The organism is Sodalis sp. RH16 (genome assembly GCF_047324245.1).
In the GTDB taxonomy this organism is placed as follows: domain Bacteria; phylum Pseudomonadota; class Gammaproteobacteria; order Enterobacterales; family Enterobacteriaceae; genus Acerihabitans; species Acerihabitans ligni.
Genome location: NZ_CP178737.1, coordinates 2,851,052 through 2,866,330 on the forward strand (window position 1 = coordinate 2,851,052; position 15,279 = coordinate 2,866,330).

At 56.9% G+C, this 15,279-nt stretch carries 12 protein-coding genes and 2 rRNA genes; 4 read left to right on the top strand and 10 right to left on the bottom strand.

The genetic code is table 11. The annotated features are described in order from the left end of the window. Window positions 1-33: 33 nt before the first annotated feature. Both ACL2XJ_RS13095 and rrf read left to right on the top strand, forming a co-directional pair. Window positions 34-2,945, top strand: a 23S ribosomal RNA gene (locus ACL2XJ_RS13095). Window positions 2,946-3,070: 125 nt separating this feature from the next. Continuing rightward, a 5S ribosomal RNA gene (rrf, locus tag ACL2XJ_RS13100) occupies window positions 3,071-3,186 on the top strand. A gap of 96 nt (window positions 3,187-3,282) precedes the next feature. Here rrf and ACL2XJ_RS13105 read toward each other — a convergent pair. Then, window positions 3,283-4,200: an AraC family transcriptional regulator N-terminal domain-containing protein gene (locus ACL2XJ_RS13105; RefSeq protein ID WP_413726709.1), complete on the bottom strand. Its 918-nt coding sequence runs from the start codon at window positions 4,198-4,200 to the stop codon at window positions 3,283-3,285. Between the two features lie 186 nt (window positions 4,201-4,386). Here ACL2XJ_RS13105 and ACL2XJ_RS13110 point away from each other — a divergent pair, with 186 nt between their 5' ends. Beyond that, window positions 4,387-5,142 (top strand): SDR family NAD(P)-dependent oxidoreductase, encoded by a 756-nt coding sequence (locus ACL2XJ_RS13110; protein ID WP_413726710.1) that lies wholly within the window; start codon window positions 4,387-4,389, stop codon window positions 5,140-5,142. 103 nt (window positions 5,143-5,245) lie between these two features. Here the strand turns inward: ACL2XJ_RS13110 and ACL2XJ_RS13115 are convergent, their stop codons facing one another. The 6 genes from ACL2XJ_RS13115 to trxC form a co-directional block, all read right to left on the bottom strand. Continuing rightward, complete coding sequence (locus ACL2XJ_RS13115) at window positions 5,246-6,049, bottom strand: SDR family oxidoreductase (RefSeq protein WP_413726711.1); 804 nt, start codon at window positions 6,047-6,049, stop codon at window positions 5,246-5,248. 216 nt (window positions 6,050-6,265) lie between these two features. Continuing rightward, window positions 6,266-6,613 carry a YfiM family lipoprotein gene (locus ACL2XJ_RS13120; protein ID WP_132923199.1) on the bottom strand — a complete coding sequence of 116 codons (348 nt, stop codon included), beginning with the start codon at window positions 6,611-6,613 and terminating at the stop codon, window positions 6,266-6,268. Window positions 6,614-6,703: 90 nt separating this feature from the next. Continuing rightward, the gene (gene pssA, locus ACL2XJ_RS13125; protein ID WP_203522647.1) at window positions 6,704-8,059 is read right to left on the bottom strand and encodes a CDP-diacylglycerol--serine O-phosphatidyltransferase; all 1,356 of its coding nucleotides are present in this window, start codon (window positions 8,057-8,059) and stop codon (window positions 6,704-6,706) included. A gap of 88 nt (window positions 8,060-8,147) precedes the next feature. Then, the gene (locus tag ACL2XJ_RS13130; RefSeq protein ID WP_413726712.1) at window positions 8,148-10,874 is read right to left on the bottom strand and encodes a bifunctional acetate--CoA ligase family protein/GNAT family N-acetyltransferase; all 2,727 of its coding nucleotides are present in this window, start codon (window positions 10,872-10,874) and stop codon (window positions 8,148-8,150) included. A gap of 40 nt (window positions 10,875-10,914) precedes the next feature. Next, window positions 10,915-11,622 (bottom strand): tRNA-uridine aminocarboxypropyltransferase, encoded by a 708-nt coding sequence (locus tag ACL2XJ_RS13135; protein WP_203522645.1) that lies wholly within the window; start codon window positions 11,620-11,622, stop codon window positions 10,915-10,917. 125 nt (window positions 11,623-11,747) lie between these two features. Continuing rightward, a complete protein-coding gene (gene trxC / locus ACL2XJ_RS13140) occupies window positions 11,748-12,185 on the bottom strand; it encodes a thioredoxin TrxC (RefSeq protein ID WP_132923195.1) in 438 nt (145 codons plus the stop codon). Between the two features lie 191 nt (window positions 12,186-12,376). Between trxC and ACL2XJ_RS13145 the strand changes: the two genes are divergently transcribed. After that, complete coding sequence (locus ACL2XJ_RS13145; RefSeq protein ID WP_413726713.1) at window positions 12,377-13,432, top strand: tRNA/rRNA methyltransferase; 1,056 nt, start codon at window positions 12,377-12,379, stop codon at window positions 13,430-13,432. Window positions 13,433-13,448: 16 nt separating this feature from the next. Here the strand turns inward: ACL2XJ_RS13145 and mprA are convergent, their stop codons facing one another. The 3 genes from mprA to ACL2XJ_RS13160 all read right to left on the bottom strand — a co-directional run bounded on the left by mprA (window position 13,449) and on the right by ACL2XJ_RS13160 (window position 15,142). Next, window positions 13,449-13,967: a transcriptional repressor MprA gene (mprA, locus tag ACL2XJ_RS13150; RefSeq protein ID WP_132923193.1), complete on the bottom strand. Its 519-nt coding sequence runs from the start codon at window positions 13,965-13,967 to the stop codon at window positions 13,449-13,451. A gap of 102 nt (window positions 13,968-14,069) precedes the next feature. Continuing rightward, complete coding sequence (ygaH, locus tag ACL2XJ_RS13155; RefSeq protein WP_132923192.1) at window positions 14,070-14,408, bottom strand: L-valine transporter subunit YgaH; 339 nt, start codon at window positions 14,406-14,408, stop codon at window positions 14,070-14,072. Next, window positions 14,405-15,142 carry an AzlC family ABC transporter permease gene (locus tag ACL2XJ_RS13160; protein ID WP_203522642.1) on the bottom strand — a complete coding sequence of 246 codons (738 nt, stop codon included), beginning with the start codon at window positions 15,140-15,142 and terminating at the stop codon, window positions 14,405-14,407. The genes ygaH and ACL2XJ_RS13160 overlap by 4 nt, the downstream gene beginning before the upstream one ends. Window positions 15,143-15,279: the final 137 nt, after the last annotated feature.

Sequence of the window (15,279 nt, forward strand, 5' to 3'; positions counted from 1 at the left end):
AGCAAGCAAACCTGAGACATCTTAGGGTTGTGAGGTTAAGTGACTAAGCGTACACGGTGGATGCCTAGGCAGTCAGAGGCGATGAAGGACGTGCTAATCTGCGAAAAGCGTCGGTAAGCTGATATGAAGCGTTATTAGCCGGCGATGTCCGAATGGGGAAACCCAGTGCAATTCGTTGCACTATCATTGCGTGAATCCATAGCGCAATGAGGCGAACCGGGGGAACTGAAACATCTCAGTACCCCGAGGAAAAGAAATCAACCGAGATTCCCCCAGTAGCGGCGAGCGAACGGGGAACAGCCCAGAACCACCATCAGCTTTTGCATCAGGAGAACGGTCTGGAAAGTCCGGCGACAGAGGGTGATAGCCCCGTATCCGAAGGTGCAGAGGTTGTGGGTTCGATGAGTAGGGCGGGACACGTGATATCCTGTCTGAAGATGGGGGGACCATCCTCCAAGGCTAAATACTCCTGACTGACCGATAGTGAACCAGTACCGTGAGGGAAAGGCGAAAAGAACCCCGGCGAGGGGAGTGAAACAGAACCTGAAACCGTGTACGTACAAGCAGTGGGAGCCTTGAGAAATTGGGGTGACTGCGTACCTTTTGTATAATGGGTCAGCGACTTATATTCTGTAGCAAGGTTAACCGAATAGGGGAGCCGTAGGGAAACCGAGTCTTAACTGGGCGTGTAGTTGCAGGGTATAGACCCGAAACCCGGTGATCTAGCCATGGGCAGGTTGAAGGTTGGGTAACACTAACTGGAGGACCGAACCGACTAATGTTGAAAAATTAGCGGATGACTTGTGGCTGGGGGTGAAAGGCCAATCAAACCGGGAGATAGCTGGTTCTCCCCGAAAGCTATTTAGGTAGCGCCTCGTGAATTCATCTTCGGGGGTAGAGCACTGTTTCGGCTAGGGGTCCACCCCGGATTACCAACCCGATGCAAACTGCGAATACCGAAGAATGTTATCACGGGAGACACACGGCGGGTGCTAACGTCCGTCGTGAAGAGGGAAACAACCCAGACCGCCGGCTAAGGTCCCAAAGTCATGGTTAAGTGGGAAACGATGTGGGAAGGCATAGACAGCCAGGATGTTGGCTTAGAAGCAGCCATCATTTAAAGAAAGCGTAATAGCTCACTGGTCGAGTCGGCCTGCGCGGAAGATGTAACGGGGCTAAACCATGCACCGAAGCCGCGGCAGCGATACCTTCGGGTATTGTTGGGTAGGGGAGCGTTCTGTAAGCCTGAGAAGGTGGCCTGTGAGGGTTGCTGGAGGTATCAGAAGTGCGAATGCTGACATAAGTAACGATAAAGCGGGTGAAAAGCCCGCTCGCCGGAAGACCAAGGGTTCCTGTTCAACGTTAATCGGAGCAGGGTGAGTCGACCCCTAAGGCGAGGCCGAAAGGCGTAGTCGATGGGAAACAGGTTAATATTCCTGTACTGGGTGTGACTGCGAAGGGGGGACGGAGAAAGCTAGACCGGCCGGGCGACGGTTGTCCCGGTTCAAGCGTGCAGGTGGAGAGGACAGGAAAATCCGTTCTCTTGTAACACTGAGGCGTGATGACGAGCCACTACGGTGGTGAAGGGGTTGATGCTACGCTTCCAGGAAAAGCCTCTAAGCACCAGGTCACATCGAATCGTACCCCAAACCGACACAGGTGGTCAGGTAGAGAATACCGAGGCGCTTGAGAGAACTCGGGTGAAGGAACTAGGCAAAATGGTGCCGTAACTTCGGGAGAAGGCACGCTGGCATTAGGTGGAGGAACTTGCTTCCCGAGCTGAAGCCAGTCGCAGATACCAGCTGGCTGCAACTGTTTATTAAAAACACAGCACTGTGCAAACACGAAAGTGGACGTATACGGTGTGACGCCTGCCCGGTGCCGGAAGGTTAATTGATGGGGTTATCCGTAAGGAGAAGCTCTTGATCGAAGCCCCGGTAAACGGCGGCCGTAACTATAACGGTCCTAAGGTAGCGAAATTCCTTGTCGGGTAAGTTCCGACCTGCACGAATGGCGTAATGATGGCCAGGCTGTCTCCACCCGAGACTCAGTGAAATTGAACTCGCTGTGAAGATGCAGTGTACCCGCGGCAAGACGGAAAGACCCCGTGAACCTTTACTATAGCTTGACACTGAACATTGAGCCTTGATGTGTAGGATAGGTGGGAGGCTTTGAAGTAGGGACGCCAGTCCTTATGGAGCCAACCTTGAAATACCACCCTTTAATGTTTGATGTTCTAACTCCGGCCCGTAATCCGGGTCGAGGACAGTGTCTGGTGGGTAGTTTGACTGGGGCGGTCTCCTCCTAAAGAGTAACGGAGGAGCACGAAGGTTAGCTAATCACGGTCGGACATCGTGAGGTTAGTGCAAAGGCATAAGCTAGCTTGACTGCGAGAGTGACGGCTCGAGCAGGTGCGAAAGCAGGTCTTAGTGATCCGGTGGTTCTGAATGGAAGGGCCATCGCTCAACGGATAAAAGGTACTCCGGGGATAACAGGCTGATACCGCCCAAGAGTTCATATCGACGGCGGTGTTTGGCACCTCGATGTCGGCTCATCACATCCTGGGGCTGAAGTAGGTCCCAAGGGTATGGCTGTTCGCCATTTAAAGTGGTACGCGAGCTGGGTTTAGAACGTCGTGAGACAGTTCGGTCCCTATCTGCCGTGGGCGTTGGAAGATTGAGAGGGGCTGCTCCTAGTACGAGAGGACCGGAGTGGACGCACCACTGGTGTTCGGGTTGTCATGCCAATGGCATTGCCCGGTAGCTACGTGCGGAAGAGATAACCGCTGAAAGCATCTAAGCGGGAAACTTGCCTCGAGATGAGTCTTCCCTGTGGCTTTAAGCCACCTGAAGGGACGTTAAAGACGATGACGTTGATAGGTCGGGTGTGTAAGCGCAGCGATGCGTTGAGCTAACCGATACTAATGACCCGTGAGACTTAACCTTACAACACCTAAGGTGTTTGGGCTGTGAGAGCGTTGTCCGCAAGGGCGATGAGAGAATTTTCAGCGATTGTTCCGGATAAAGGCCAATGGTCATCAGTAAAAGATGACGGTTGGATAACGAATTTGCCTGGCGGCACTAGCGCGGTGGTCCCACCTGATCCCATGCCGAACTCAGCAGTGAAACGCCGTAGCGCCGATGGTAGTGTGGGGTCTCCCCATGCGAGAGTAGGGAACTGCCAGGCATCCAAATGAACGAAGCCCTCTGTGAAAACAGAGGGCTTTTTTCTGCCTGTCGAACTGGCATTTCGCTACTCAAGGGCTTTTTAATGTCTATCATATCAATCAATACGGTGTTGGGCTGGGGCTGACATTGTCGTCAGCCGGTCTCGAACCTGTCTGATGTCTCTTACCGGGGGAGCGCCGAACATGCGGCTATACTCCCGTGTGAATTGCGGCACGCTTTCATAACCCACTTCATAAGCCACATGGCTAGGAAGTTTTCCGTCGGCCAGCATGATCCTGCGCGCCTCGATCAGCCGCAGCTGCTTTTGGAACTGGAGGGGTGACAAGGAGGTTACGGTTCGAAAATGTTGATGAAAACTGGAAATGCTCATACCGGCCGCTTGCGCCAGGCGTTCTACCCGAAGGGGGTGTGAGAACTCCTCACGAATGATAGCCACGGCTTTGCTTATCCGTTGAGCATGGCTTTGCGCGACGCCAAGCGCCCGTATAGATGCCCCGTGATGTCCCACTAACAGCCAATAATGCATTTCACGTATCAACTGCGACTGAAGGAGAGGCAGGGCCTCAGGGCGTTCAAGTAATCGCATCAGACGCAGCGCCGCATCGGCGACTTCATTCTCTGTCGCGGCGACTCTGACCGGAAAGTTCTTACTGACGCGGGCAGCGTTCATCTCCATGGCCAGCGTCTCAATCACCGCCGGATCAAATTCAAGTACCAGTGAATAGTAAGGCACACCAAGGCTCGCCTTGGTGATCTGGCTTATCGTGGGTACATGGGCGGCGATGACTAATGAATCCCCTTCACCGAAACTGAATGATCGGCTTCCCGTTGTGACACGTTTTCCGCCTTGCAGCACCAGTGCCGCCAATGGGCGGGAGATTGCGTATTGCAGTTCGCTGGGCATAGTTGCGCGTATAACGCTCAGGCCCGGAATCGGCGTACGGGCCACGCCGCTTGAATCTGCATGGGTATCCGCATATCGCCCTACAGCGCTCAGCAAAGAATGGTTCATGCTTTCCACAAGACTAAACCAAAAGGAGGAATCATCCCAACATACCCAGAATGAAGCCGCTTGCAAACTATTTGGAGAATCAGGCAAGTATAAACACGATTCTGGCAACCACGCGCAACCAATCCGGGCCAACATGTTCTCTGTCAGCGCAACCTTCCCATTAAGCGTTTAAACGAGGAAATAACGATGAGTAAAATCACAATCGTAACCGGCGCCAGCCGCGGGATTGGCCGTAATACAGCCCTTGGCATCGCCCGGAACGGCGGCGACGTTGTGCTCACTTACCGGAGCAGCCGGGTAGAGGCCATGGCTGTGGTGGCTGAAATCCGGGCCTTGGGCCGCCAGGCCGTTGCTTTACAGCTTGATGTCGGCAATGTATCCACCTTCCCGGCATTCGTTGAGCAACTGCGCGCGGTACTCAGCGAAACCTGGCGGCGCGAAAGTTTCGACCATCTGGTCAACAACGCCGGCCATGGTGATATGGCCCTGATTGCCGAGATGGACGAAGATTCATTCGACAAACTGGTGAATGTCCACTTCAAAGGCGTGTTTTTCCTTACCCAGAAACTCCTGCCGCTTATCGGCGACGGCGGCCGCATCGTGAATATTTCTTCCGGACTGACCCGCGTGTCCGCCGAAGGCTGGTCGGCATATGCCGCCGTCAAGGGAGCCATTGAAGTTCTTACCGTCTATATGGCGAAGGAACTGGGCAGTCGCCGCATCGCAGTCAATACCGTGGCGCCGGGAGCGATTGAGACGGATTTTTTGGGCGGCGCCGTCCGGGATACGCCGGAGTACAACCGGTTCTTTGCCGGCATGACCGCGCTTGGCCGCGTTGGGGTGGCGGACGATATCGGCCCGATGATCGCCGGGCTGCTGGGTGAGGATAATCGCTGGATCAATGCTCAACGCATTGAAGTATCCGGTGGCCAGGGTATTTGAAGCGCAAGGGATAGGGGAGGGAATATCAAGGAAGAAATCGGAACATGCCATCCCTGGCTTGAGACAGTGAACCAAAAAGCGTCCAAAGACGTTTCAACGTTGTTCAAATCTGGTTGTCCCAGGCGGCGAGCTGATGCGCTTTAAGCATATCCTCCACCGCCTGGGGCACGACGTTGCGAAACTTGCCCGTATCGGCGGGGACGATTTCAATCATGCGATCAATCATCTCCTGGGCGTCGAAGTGGCCGAAGGGCGACGCCAGCTCTTCATCGAACTGCGTGCGCAGATCGGCGCGTTTGGTGACATTTTTCCCGTCGTCGAGCCAGCGGAATGCCGTGTCGGCCATGGTCTCGTTAAAGCCGGTATAAAAAGCGCCGGGATTGATGGTTTGAACCTTGATGCCATGACCGGCCAATTCCTGCTGCATGGCTTCGGCAACCGATTCCAGCGCATGCTTGGTGGCGGCGTACACGCCCCATTTGGCCGGGGAAAACAGCCCGCTCATCGATGAGGTAAAGACCACCTTCCCCTGTTTATTCTGCTCGATCCACTTTTTGACGAAAGCCTGCGTCAGGGTGAGCGGAAGAAAAACGTTGATTTCGAAGTTCCGGCGAACGAGATCGAGCGGGATCTCGAAAACCGGCCCGCCTTCTCCCATGCCGGCATTGTTCCAAAGCACGTCGATATCCCAGCGCTGGGCAAAAGCCATGTCATAGGGATCGCACAGATCAAGCTTCTCGACCCGCAGGTTCGGGAGGCCGAGGGCCTTGGCCTTCTCCCGCAGCGGTGTGACCTGCGGCGAAAGCTGCGCAGTGGCGATGACATTATGTCCGTTGCGGGCCAGGCCGATGGCGGCCGCTTCGCCGAAACCCGAGCCGGCGCCGGTAATAAGGATGGTCTTGATCATGCTAGGTACTCCCTAAAGATATGGATGAGATCATGGGCGGGGCCATGACGTTGATCGGCTTGAATGCTATATCCAACATTTGTTGGTTTAAAAACTAACATATGTTGGATTTTGATGCAATAGCCTTTAAACGAAAATTTTTTCGCAACAATGACCCTATCGGGAGACGCATAAGGGGGGAACGCCGTCGGTAAACCAGGAATGGGGGACGGGAAATTAATCGCTGAGATAATAAAGCGTATAGCCGGTAGCTGCGCCGGCCACATCCCAGGCAAAGTCTTTCCAGCTCCATCCGGTGCCGGCGGCGCGGCTGTCGAAGCCCTCTTTGGCGGCGCCAAGAGAGATGGAAAAAGCAAAACCGATATTACGGCTACGGGCCGGTGAAGCGTTTTGATGCTCCGCTACGGCGCCGCCCGCCATGGCGAGCGCGGCGGAGGCGGCAAAATGCACCGTTTTATCCTGCCCGGTCCAAGTATCCTGCGCCATATGGGCGCAGGCGGTGCACCCTATCAACGGCAGCAACACCGAGAATTTCCACGCATTGCCGATACGCGTTTGCAGCATTATTTCCTCATAAGCTATCGGCATCAGCCGGCTGAACAGCGAGATCCCGACGGCCGCGTTAAGGGGGGGCCGCTTTTGGGAGATGACATGTCACAGGATTCGGCTGATGAGACGATCGATACGGATGCGGCGTAAACGACGAATCAGCTTACGCACTTTTATTGGGTAATCGCCGATTCTATCCAGCTCGGTAAAATGCTTTATGACCTGGGTATGGGTACGGATCAGATGGAGTTCATGCTCCCGTTGCTCCCGCAATGATTGCAGGGGATCATGGATCAGCAGCGCATTCTCCAAATCCAGCCGCCAGGCGCGGGGATTGAGGTTATTGCCGGTGAGCAATTGCCATTCATCATCGACCCACATCCCTTTCAGATGATAGCTGTTGTCACCGTCTTTCCATAAGCGCACCACAAGCTGGCCATTATCCACATAGCGCTGCAGGCGTCCGAGGAAGCGGCGCAAATTGATTTCGTACAGATAAGGCAACGCGCCGATAATCTTAAAGGGCTGATCTTCCGGGATATAAAAATCATTGGCGGTTTTATCGCCGACAATGATTTCCACCTGTTTGTTCTGGCGCAGCAGAGAGATAATGTTCCTGACCAATAAGGCGGGCATATTGAAATAGGGTGTACACATTATGAGCTTGCTGTCGGTACAAGACATCAAATGGTGGATGGTCTTGTTCAGCGGGCTTCTCTTACCCAGCCCTACCAGCGGGGTCACGGCCAGCTGCCGGTCAGAGGCCGTGCCGGGGTAGGAGTAGGCCGCATCCCGCAGGGATTGACGAAACAGCCGGGTATCGTTGCGAATTTCTATGCTTTTGGGCCGATCGGGATTATCCAGCCGGTTTACTGCGGGGGCGGTTAACAGCCGCTGCTTGAGATAATCCAGCATGCTATCGGCCAGAACCGGGTTGTTGATAATCTGATAGCGATCGTAGCGGTACTTGTCCAACTGGTGCAGGTAAACGTCATTAAGGCTGGCGCCGCTGTAGATAACGGTATCGTCGATGATAAAGCCTTTTAAATGCAGCACGCCCAAAGCTTCACGGGTATTCACCGGTACGCCGAATATCGGCACCGAAATATCGGGGTGTTCTTTCGCCAGGCGGCAGTACCAATCGGCATTGGTATTCGCCGCCGCGACGCCGATGCGCCCGCGCTGTGCCCGATGCCAATCCACCAGTACGCAGACCTCCAATTCCGGATATTGCTGCCTGGCCCGGTACAGGGCCGAGAGAACGGCATCGCCGCCTTCATCTTGTTCAAGGTAGAGCGCCACCAGATAAATACGCCGCCGGGCTCCCTTAATGGCATTCAACAGGGCGATACGGAATTCTTCTGGACTGGATAGCGTTTTTACATCTTCAACCGTCTGGGGAATTTTTGGCAGTTGTGCAAGGTGTTGTTGGTGTTTGGTACGTCTAAAGTTTGACAACATCACAGTGCGCTTCTTCTCTTGTCATCGTATGGTGGAATGACCATATGCAAAACATAATTATGCGGAATCTGCCATAATAACATTACTTTCAGCCGTTGTGGCCTTGTTTCGCCTCAGGTTGATTAGCCCTTGAGGTAATTTTGTCCGTCGCGGCAGGAGATTCGGCTGTTAGCCTCAGCGATAAAGCGACGATGCCGTCCTCTAACTGCAGCTTGACGGTAAACCCCAGCTTTTTCGCCAGCGCTATCATGCCCTGGTTGCTGGGCATGGTAATGGCGGTTAAACGATCAAGTCCGTGTTCCCGGGCATAGCCGATCATTTTTTCCAGCAGCAAGCGCCCCAGACCCAGTTTTTTCAGATCGGATCTCACCAGCACCGCGAATTCAGCGTCGATATTGTCAGGATCGGCAATGACCCGGGTAACGCCGACGATGGTTGATTCGAGGCCGTGACGTCTTACCGCGACAAAAGCCATTTCACGATCGTAGTCGATTTGGGTCATGTAAGCCAAATCTTCATGGGTAAATTCAGTGATCTCGCTGAAATAGCGATAGTAGAGATCTTCCGGCGTGACCTGGCCGATGAACTGTTTGAGCATGGGTTCGTCTTCCGGCAGGATGGGCCTGAGCAGGCAGCGTTCGCCGTTTTTCAGCAAAATCTCGGATTCAAGCTTTTGCGGATAGGGGCGGATGGCCAGGCGCGCTTCCGGATCGCCGCGGCATTCCGCCAACGTCAGGCTGACATCCAGCAAGGTCATATCGTCGCCGCAGGCCAGCAGGGGGTGGATATCGAGATGGACTATCTCGGGACAGTCCAGCAGGAGCGTGGATATCTTCACCAGCAGCTGGCTTAATGCGGCGACGTCCAGCGGGTAGAGCGGGCGCCGGTCGCGGATTGCGCCCTTTTTCAGCCCCTGCAATACCATATTATGCGCCAGGGCCATGTTCAGGGGCGGCAGCCCCACAGCCATCTGATCCGCCTGGCGCCACTCGCTTTCGCTTTCCCCCATCAGGATCAGCGGGCCGAACACCGGATCCTCCTCCACCAGGATCCGGAGTTCCAACGTGCCGGCGCGGTTGGCCATGCTTTGTACCAGCATACCGTCGATTCGCGCCTGGGGATAAGCCTGCGCGACCCGTTCAATCATGGCGTTGGCCGCCTGTTCTACCTCCCGGGCGTTGCGCAGGGAGAGCATGACGCCCTGTACGTCGGACTTGTGTGGGATATCCGGCGATCGCAGTTTAAGCGCCACCGGGTAACCTATCTTGTCGGCGATGGCAACCGCCTCGGCGCTGTCGCCGGCAATCCAGGTGGGCAGGGTAGCGATGCCGTAGGCTTCGACGATCGGCCTGATTTCATGGGTGGCCAGCTGAAAAACCCCTTCATCCAGCGCCTGGCGGATGAGCTCATGGGCCTGTGCGGTATCCGCCGCCAGGCTGACCGGCAATGCCGGCGTCTCCATAAGCTGCTTTTGGTTGCGGCGGTATTCCGCCATATGCATAAATGCGGTAACCGAACCTTCCGGCGTACGGTACGTGGGGAGCCCCGCCTCGGTAAAATGGCGCCTGGCGTCGCGGGAGGAGAATTCGCCGCTCCAGTTGGTCAGCACGGTAACCTGTTTGCCGCGGGGGTGCTGCTTGAACAGCTCGATAACCTGCAGCGCGGTTTCACTGCTGGGGGAGACGGCGCTGGGGGCGTGGAGGATCAGTACCGCGTCATAATCCCGGCTGTCCAGCAGGCACGATAGCGCCGCCCGGTAGCGGGCCGGATCGGCGTCGTCCCCTAAATCCAGCGGATTGGCGGCCGCGATTTGCGCCGGCAATACGCTTTGCAGCGCCTGGCGGCTGGCGGGACTCAATGTGGCCAGCTTGCCGTGCCGGCTGAGGAGTTCATCAAGCGCCAACGCCGCCGGCGCGATGCCGTTGCTGACTATCATCAGACGCTCGCCGCGCAGCGGACGCATGTGACTCAAGGTTTCCACCGCCGAGAACAGCTCATGGGTGTCCCGTACCCGCAGCATTCCGGCGCGCTGGATGGCGGCGTCATAGGCGGCGTCCCGGCCCTGGGGGTAATTCAGCAGCCGCTGCGCCTGCGGCGTACGGCCGCTCTTGATCACCAGAATGGGTTTATTGCGCGCCGCGCCGCGGGCGGCTGATAAGAAGCGCCGCGCGTCGCTCAGATGTTCAAGATGCAGCAGTATCGCGCTGGTTTTGCCGTCACGGGCCAGAAAGTCAAGCACATCGTCCACGTCGATATCGATGCTGTCCCCCAGGGCGATAAAATAGGAAAAGCCGATTTCCCGCTGCTGCGCCCAATCCATGATGGTGTTGGCCACTGCGGCGGATTGGGAAATAAAGGCCAGCTTGCCTTTGTGGATATGGATGGGCACCGGAGAGAAGCTGGCGTTAAGCCCTTGCCAGGGTGAAACCAGGCCCAGGCTGTTGGGACCGAGCAGGCGCATGCCGTAACGCTGGGCACAGGCTTTTAATTCGGCGAATTGTGCCAAAGGCGAGGAAAGGATAATCACGGTTTTGCAGCCGTGCCGCCCCAGTTCATCCAGCAGTCCTGGGTTACGGCGGGCGTGGGTGCAAATCACCGCCAGGTCCGGTATTAGCGGCAGGCTGGCGACGTCGGGGTAGCTCAATACACCGCAGACCGCCGAATATCGCGGCGTAACCGGCAGCACCGGGCCGCCGAATCCGCCGGCCAGTAAATTACGCATCATCAGGTAGCCGGCGCGTCCCGGCGTGTCCGACGCGCCCAGAACGGCAATGGATTTAGGCCTGAGCAGCGCGTCCAATCCTCGTTGACTCATTCGTTTCCCCTCCTGGCGCACTGGCTAAGTGTATGCGTTTTTAGGGAACAGGTGTTGTGATGGCGCGAGGAATTTGCAGTGTATTGTGGTGTGATTTACCCGCCAGGTATCGGTTGCGAAACAGGGCGAAGTGATCTGCCAGGCCCTTCGCCGCCGCGTTATCGCCGGCCTGGTACAGCAGGGTGGCGGCCACTTCGGCGGTGCAATGATGCCCGTCGCCGTGGGATTCCCGTAGCCGGTAGGAGGATAGGGTGTGCAAATCCAGGGATAACACCGGAAAATCAGCCAGATAAGGACTCTTGCGGAACATCTTTCCCGCTTCCGGCCAGGTGCCGTCCAGCAAAATGAACAGCGGCGGCAACGCCTGCGGTCTGATTTCATTGAGCACCCGCCGGCCGGCCGGGACATTCTGTGCCGGGAATACCACGTAGGGCTGCCGTCCGCTGTCATTCACCGCTGCCAGCAGCGCCGGCGCCGGTTCGGTGCGGGACCAGAGAAACGCCTGGGTGTCCGGCAGGATATCCGCAATCAGCCGCCCGGTATTGCTGGGTTTCAACGGTTCCGAATCAAACATGATCAGACAAAACCGGCTCAGGGCCTGGCGGGGCGTGATATGATCGCACAGGCAAACGGGAAGCGGCAGCAGGCAGCCTTCACAGCGTTTGACCCGGCAACCGCGGGCGCGAAAAGGTCTGGTGGCGAGTGCAAGGCGGTATTGACGCAAGGCCAGCACGGCATTTTGTGTCATAGGTTGCTCAAGTAAAAGAGAGAGTTTACCGGACCTATGGCAAGAAAAGGTAATTTTTTTCAGTGGGCGAGGCTTTGCAGCCGTGGCGGGAATCTCTCCCCGGCACGGCTGCGGATAGCGACGACTCAGGAGGCTTTTTGGATGGAGAGCCCTTCGTCAAGCCACTCTTCAAACGGCCCCTTGGGCATGGCGCCGTGCAGTGAATCCACCATTTGGCCCTGTTTGAAGACCATGATGGTGGGAATGCTGCGGATCTTGAAGCGGGCGGCCAGCTGCGGTTCGGCCTCGGTGTTGACCTTGAGGAACCGCACCTTGCCGCGGCGTTCGCCGGCCACGGCTTCATAAACTGGTGCAAAACCGACGCAGGGACCGCACCAGGGCGCCCAGAAGTCGATTACCACCGGCAGGTCGTCCTGCAGCAGCTTGTCCAGGGTCTGGGCAGTGGCGTGGGTGACTTTACCGTCCAACAGCGCCTCGCCGCAGCGGCCGCACTTGGCGCCGTCGCTGACTCTTTCGTCCGGCAGGCGGTTGGTGGCCTGGCATGATGGGCATACCGTATTCATATAATAACCTCGCGGAGCGGCGAGCGGCCGCTCTTTATCTGAGCAATGATCTCAAGTATGGTGAAAGACCGGGCGGGTGACAAAATGATTTACCCGATGGCTTTGATAGTTGCCGGCTTTAACGCCGGTGCGGTAGCTAAAAAGAGCAAGATCGGGTAATCTTCGCGCCCAGCACTCGGGTGGAGAAACAAATGAGCGATTCGCTGAAGGGTAAAAACAATAAAGTCCGCGTCATGTACGTGCGTAAAGATGAAGAGGAAGCGCCCCGTCGTCCCGCGCGTTCTGCGCCGCAAGGCCGCGACAGCGCCAATAAGCGCGGGGAAGCGCCGCGCCGCGGCGAGGGGCGTCCCCGCCGTGACCGACCGGACGACGGGGCCGGCCGCCGGGATAAACCCGCCGCCATGCCGGATTCGCCGTGGAAAACCCATTATCAGAGCGAGGATGAACCGCTGGCGGCCGATCACGGCGGCATCAGCGGCAAAAGTTTTATCGACCCCGAGCAGCTGCGCCGCCAGCGTGCTGAAGAGACCCGCGTCTACGGTGAGAACGCCTGTCAGGCATTATATAAAAGCCGCCCCGACTCTATTGTCCGCGCCTGGTTCGTGCAATCCGTCACGCCCCGTTTTCGCGATGCGCTGCGCTGGATGGCCGCCAATCGTAAAGCCTATCATGTGGTTGATGATGAAGAGCTGGCCAAGGCTTCCGGCACCGAACATCACGGCGGCGTCTGTTTTTTGATTAAAAAACGTACCGGCCTGGACGCTGAATCCTACCTGCAACAGACGGTGGCAGTGGAAAAGGACTGCGTTATGGCGCTGGAAGACGTGTCCAATCCCCATAACCTCGGCGCCATATTGCGCAGTTGCGCGCATTTCGGCGTCAAAGGGGTGATGGTTGATGATAGCGCGGCGCTGGAATCCGGCGCCGCCATACGCACCGCCGAAGGCGGCGCTGAGCATATCAGCGCGATCCAGACCGATAATTTGCCGGAGGATCTTGAACGCTTCCGCCAGGCGGGATATACGGTGGTGATTAATTCCGGCCGGCAGGGCAAGCCGCTGGCCTCGGTGACGATGCCGGCAAAGATGGTGCTGGTGCTGGGCCAGGAAGGCAACGGACAATCGGAAGTGATGGCCGAAACCGGGGATCTGTCGGTGTCTATCGGCGGTACCGGCCGGGTCGCCGGCCTGAACGTATCGGTGGCGGCCGGGATTTTGCTGGCGGAGTGGTGGCGGCAGCATCTTTAAAGTGTCAACCCGCCTATCAGGCGGGGTTATTTTCAACCAGCAATTCATCCAGCTTATCCAGCAGCTTGCGGGTCACCGCTTCAAGCTGCTGTTTCTCTTCAGACGTCAACGTCGACCATAACGCCATTAGACTTTTATGCTGCGGCGGCAGCAGGCTGTTCAGGAAGGCTTCCCCGGCGTCGGTGAGATGCAGATGCAGGCAGCGGCGATCGCTTTCGCTCTCCTTGCGCTCAATCCAGCCGCGTTTTTCCAGCTCGTCGGCGATACGGGTGGCATTGGTACGGGAGGATCCCAGCGCGGAGCTGAGTTCCGAAGGTTGTATGCTGAAATTGTCCTGGGACTCCAGAGTGAGCAGCGCCATAAACAGCGTTTCGTTTATTCCCTGGGCTTTCAGCATGCGATTGCGGTTTTCCAGCAGTTTTCCCTGCATATGCATGCACAGGCGGGTCAGCAAGATTTCCTGGAAAGGAAAACCGGCCCGCCGCTGGGCGCGCTGGGTCAACATATGCTCTATGGGCGTAAAGGAACTTTCCATAATGATTATCACCTCATTAGTTACTGTAGGTATAGTAACTAATGTAATCACTGGTGTATATATTTTCTACATAAAAAAATAAGCAGCCTATGTATAGCGCCATCAGAACGGCAGAAATTTAAAGACCAGTCCGTAACACAGCGCTCCGGCCAAGGTGGCGATTATGATGCTGCGGGTTCGGTAAAACAGCGCTATCAGCACCGTGAATCCGGCCAGGGTGGGCACCAGCTTATGCGTGTCGCGCAGGACGTCCGGTACGCTTGAAACCACCAGCAGGGCGCAAATGGAGGCGATGCCGATACCGTCCAATATCCGGCCTATCCAGCGGCCTGGATAATGTTCGCCTTTGCCGGCGCCCGACCCCAGACGCAGGGGAAGATAGCGGAACAGATAATTGGCCAGGCCGACCACCAAACCGATAATGATGACGGTGTGACTCATCCGCGCTCCTTGGCGGCTGTTTTACCCGGAACGGCCAGGGCGGCCAGGCAGCCGCCGCCGATGCCCGCCAGTATCGCCATGGGGATCGACAGCAGCAGCAGGCCCGCCAGCGCTCCCGTCAAGGCGGCCGCCAGTACCGGCGCCTGGCGGCGCTGGAACGCCGCCAGCAGGAAACCGAGGAATAACGCCGGCAGCATAAAGGTCAATGCCGCTTCCAGCGCCGGGTAGGCATTCAGCGGACCGTTGCCGCACAGCGCGCCGGCGGCGGTGCCCAGCACCCAGGACCCCCACGAGCATGCCGCGACGCTTAGCATCCAGTTTTCCGACCAGCGCCGGTTGTCCTTGATTAATTTGGCGATGGCCGCGGCGAATACCTCGTCGGTCAGGCCAAAGGCCCATACGGCGGTTTTACGCGGCGACAGGCCGCCCCGTATATGATGGCGCAGCGCCGGACCATACAGCAGATGCCGCACATCCATGGCCATTACCGTTAACGCCGCGACCCAGATGGATATGCCGGCGCTCAGCAGGGTGGTTATCACGAACTGGCTGGCGCCGGCGTAGATAATGCAGGAGAGGAAAATGCCTTCCAGCGGGGTGAAACCCAGTTTGACGGCGTTCATTCCAAAAGCGAACGCCACCGGCACATAACCGATAACGATGGGCAGGCTGTCAAAAACGCCCTCGCCGAATGTCGCCTTCGGCAGCGGCAGGGTGTCGTGGGGATATTCCATATACGCGGTCCTCTCCGTGCTTTATCCGCATCCCGGCGTGAGATTCACGGGAAAATCCGGATAGAAAATGGAAAAGATTATTCCCGATCCGCGGCGAAAATACGAGGGGCGAACGTGCTGCCTGTCCGCCGGCCCGC

What these genes read in the sequence shown, in the direction of transcription:
- ACL2XJ_RS13105 (WP_413726709.1), bottom strand. Translation starts at nt 4,200, where the DNA reads ATGAACCATTCTTTGCTGAGCGCTGTAGGGCGATATGCGGATACCCAT.
- ACL2XJ_RS13110 (WP_413726710.1), top strand. Translation starts at nt 4,387, where the DNA reads ATGAGTAAAATCACAATCGTAACCGGCGCCAGCCGCGGGATTGGCCGT.
- ACL2XJ_RS13115 (WP_413726711.1), bottom strand. Translation starts at nt 6,049, where the DNA reads ATGATCAAGACCATCCTTATTACCGGCGCCGGCTCGGGTTTCGGCGAA.
- ACL2XJ_RS13120 (WP_132923199.1), bottom strand. Translation starts at nt 6,613, where the DNA reads ATGCTGCAAACGCGTATCGGCAATGCGTGGAAATTCTCGGTGTTGCTG.
- pssA (WP_203522647.1), bottom strand. Translation starts at nt 8,059, where the DNA reads ATGTTGTCAAACTTTAGACGTACCAAACACCAACAACACCTTGCACAA.
- ACL2XJ_RS13130 (WP_413726712.1), bottom strand. Translation starts at nt 10,874, where the DNA reads ATGAGTCAACGAGGATTGGACGCGCTGCTCAGGCCTAAATCCATTGCC.
- ACL2XJ_RS13135 (WP_203522645.1), bottom strand. Translation starts at nt 11,622, where the DNA reads ATGACACAAAATGCCGTGCTGGCCTTGCGTCAATACCGCCTTGCACTC.
- trxC (WP_132923195.1), bottom strand. Translation starts at nt 12,185, where the DNA reads ATGAATACGGTATGCCCATCATGCCAGGCCACCAACCGCCTGCCGGAC.
- ACL2XJ_RS13145 (WP_413726713.1), top strand. Translation starts at nt 12,377, where the DNA reads ATGAGCGATTCGCTGAAGGGTAAAAACAATAAAGTCCGCGTCATGTAC.
- mprA (WP_132923193.1), bottom strand. Translation starts at nt 13,967, where the DNA reads ATGGAAAGTTCCTTTACGCCCATAGAGCATATGTTGACCCAGCGCGCC.
- ygaH (WP_132923192.1), bottom strand. Translation starts at nt 14,408, where the DNA reads ATGAGTCACACCGTCATCATTATCGGTTTGGTGGTCGGCCTGGCCAAT.
- ACL2XJ_RS13160 (WP_203522642.1), bottom strand. Translation starts at nt 15,142, where the DNA reads ATGGAATATCCCCACGACACCCTGCCGCTGCCGAAGGCGACATTCGGC.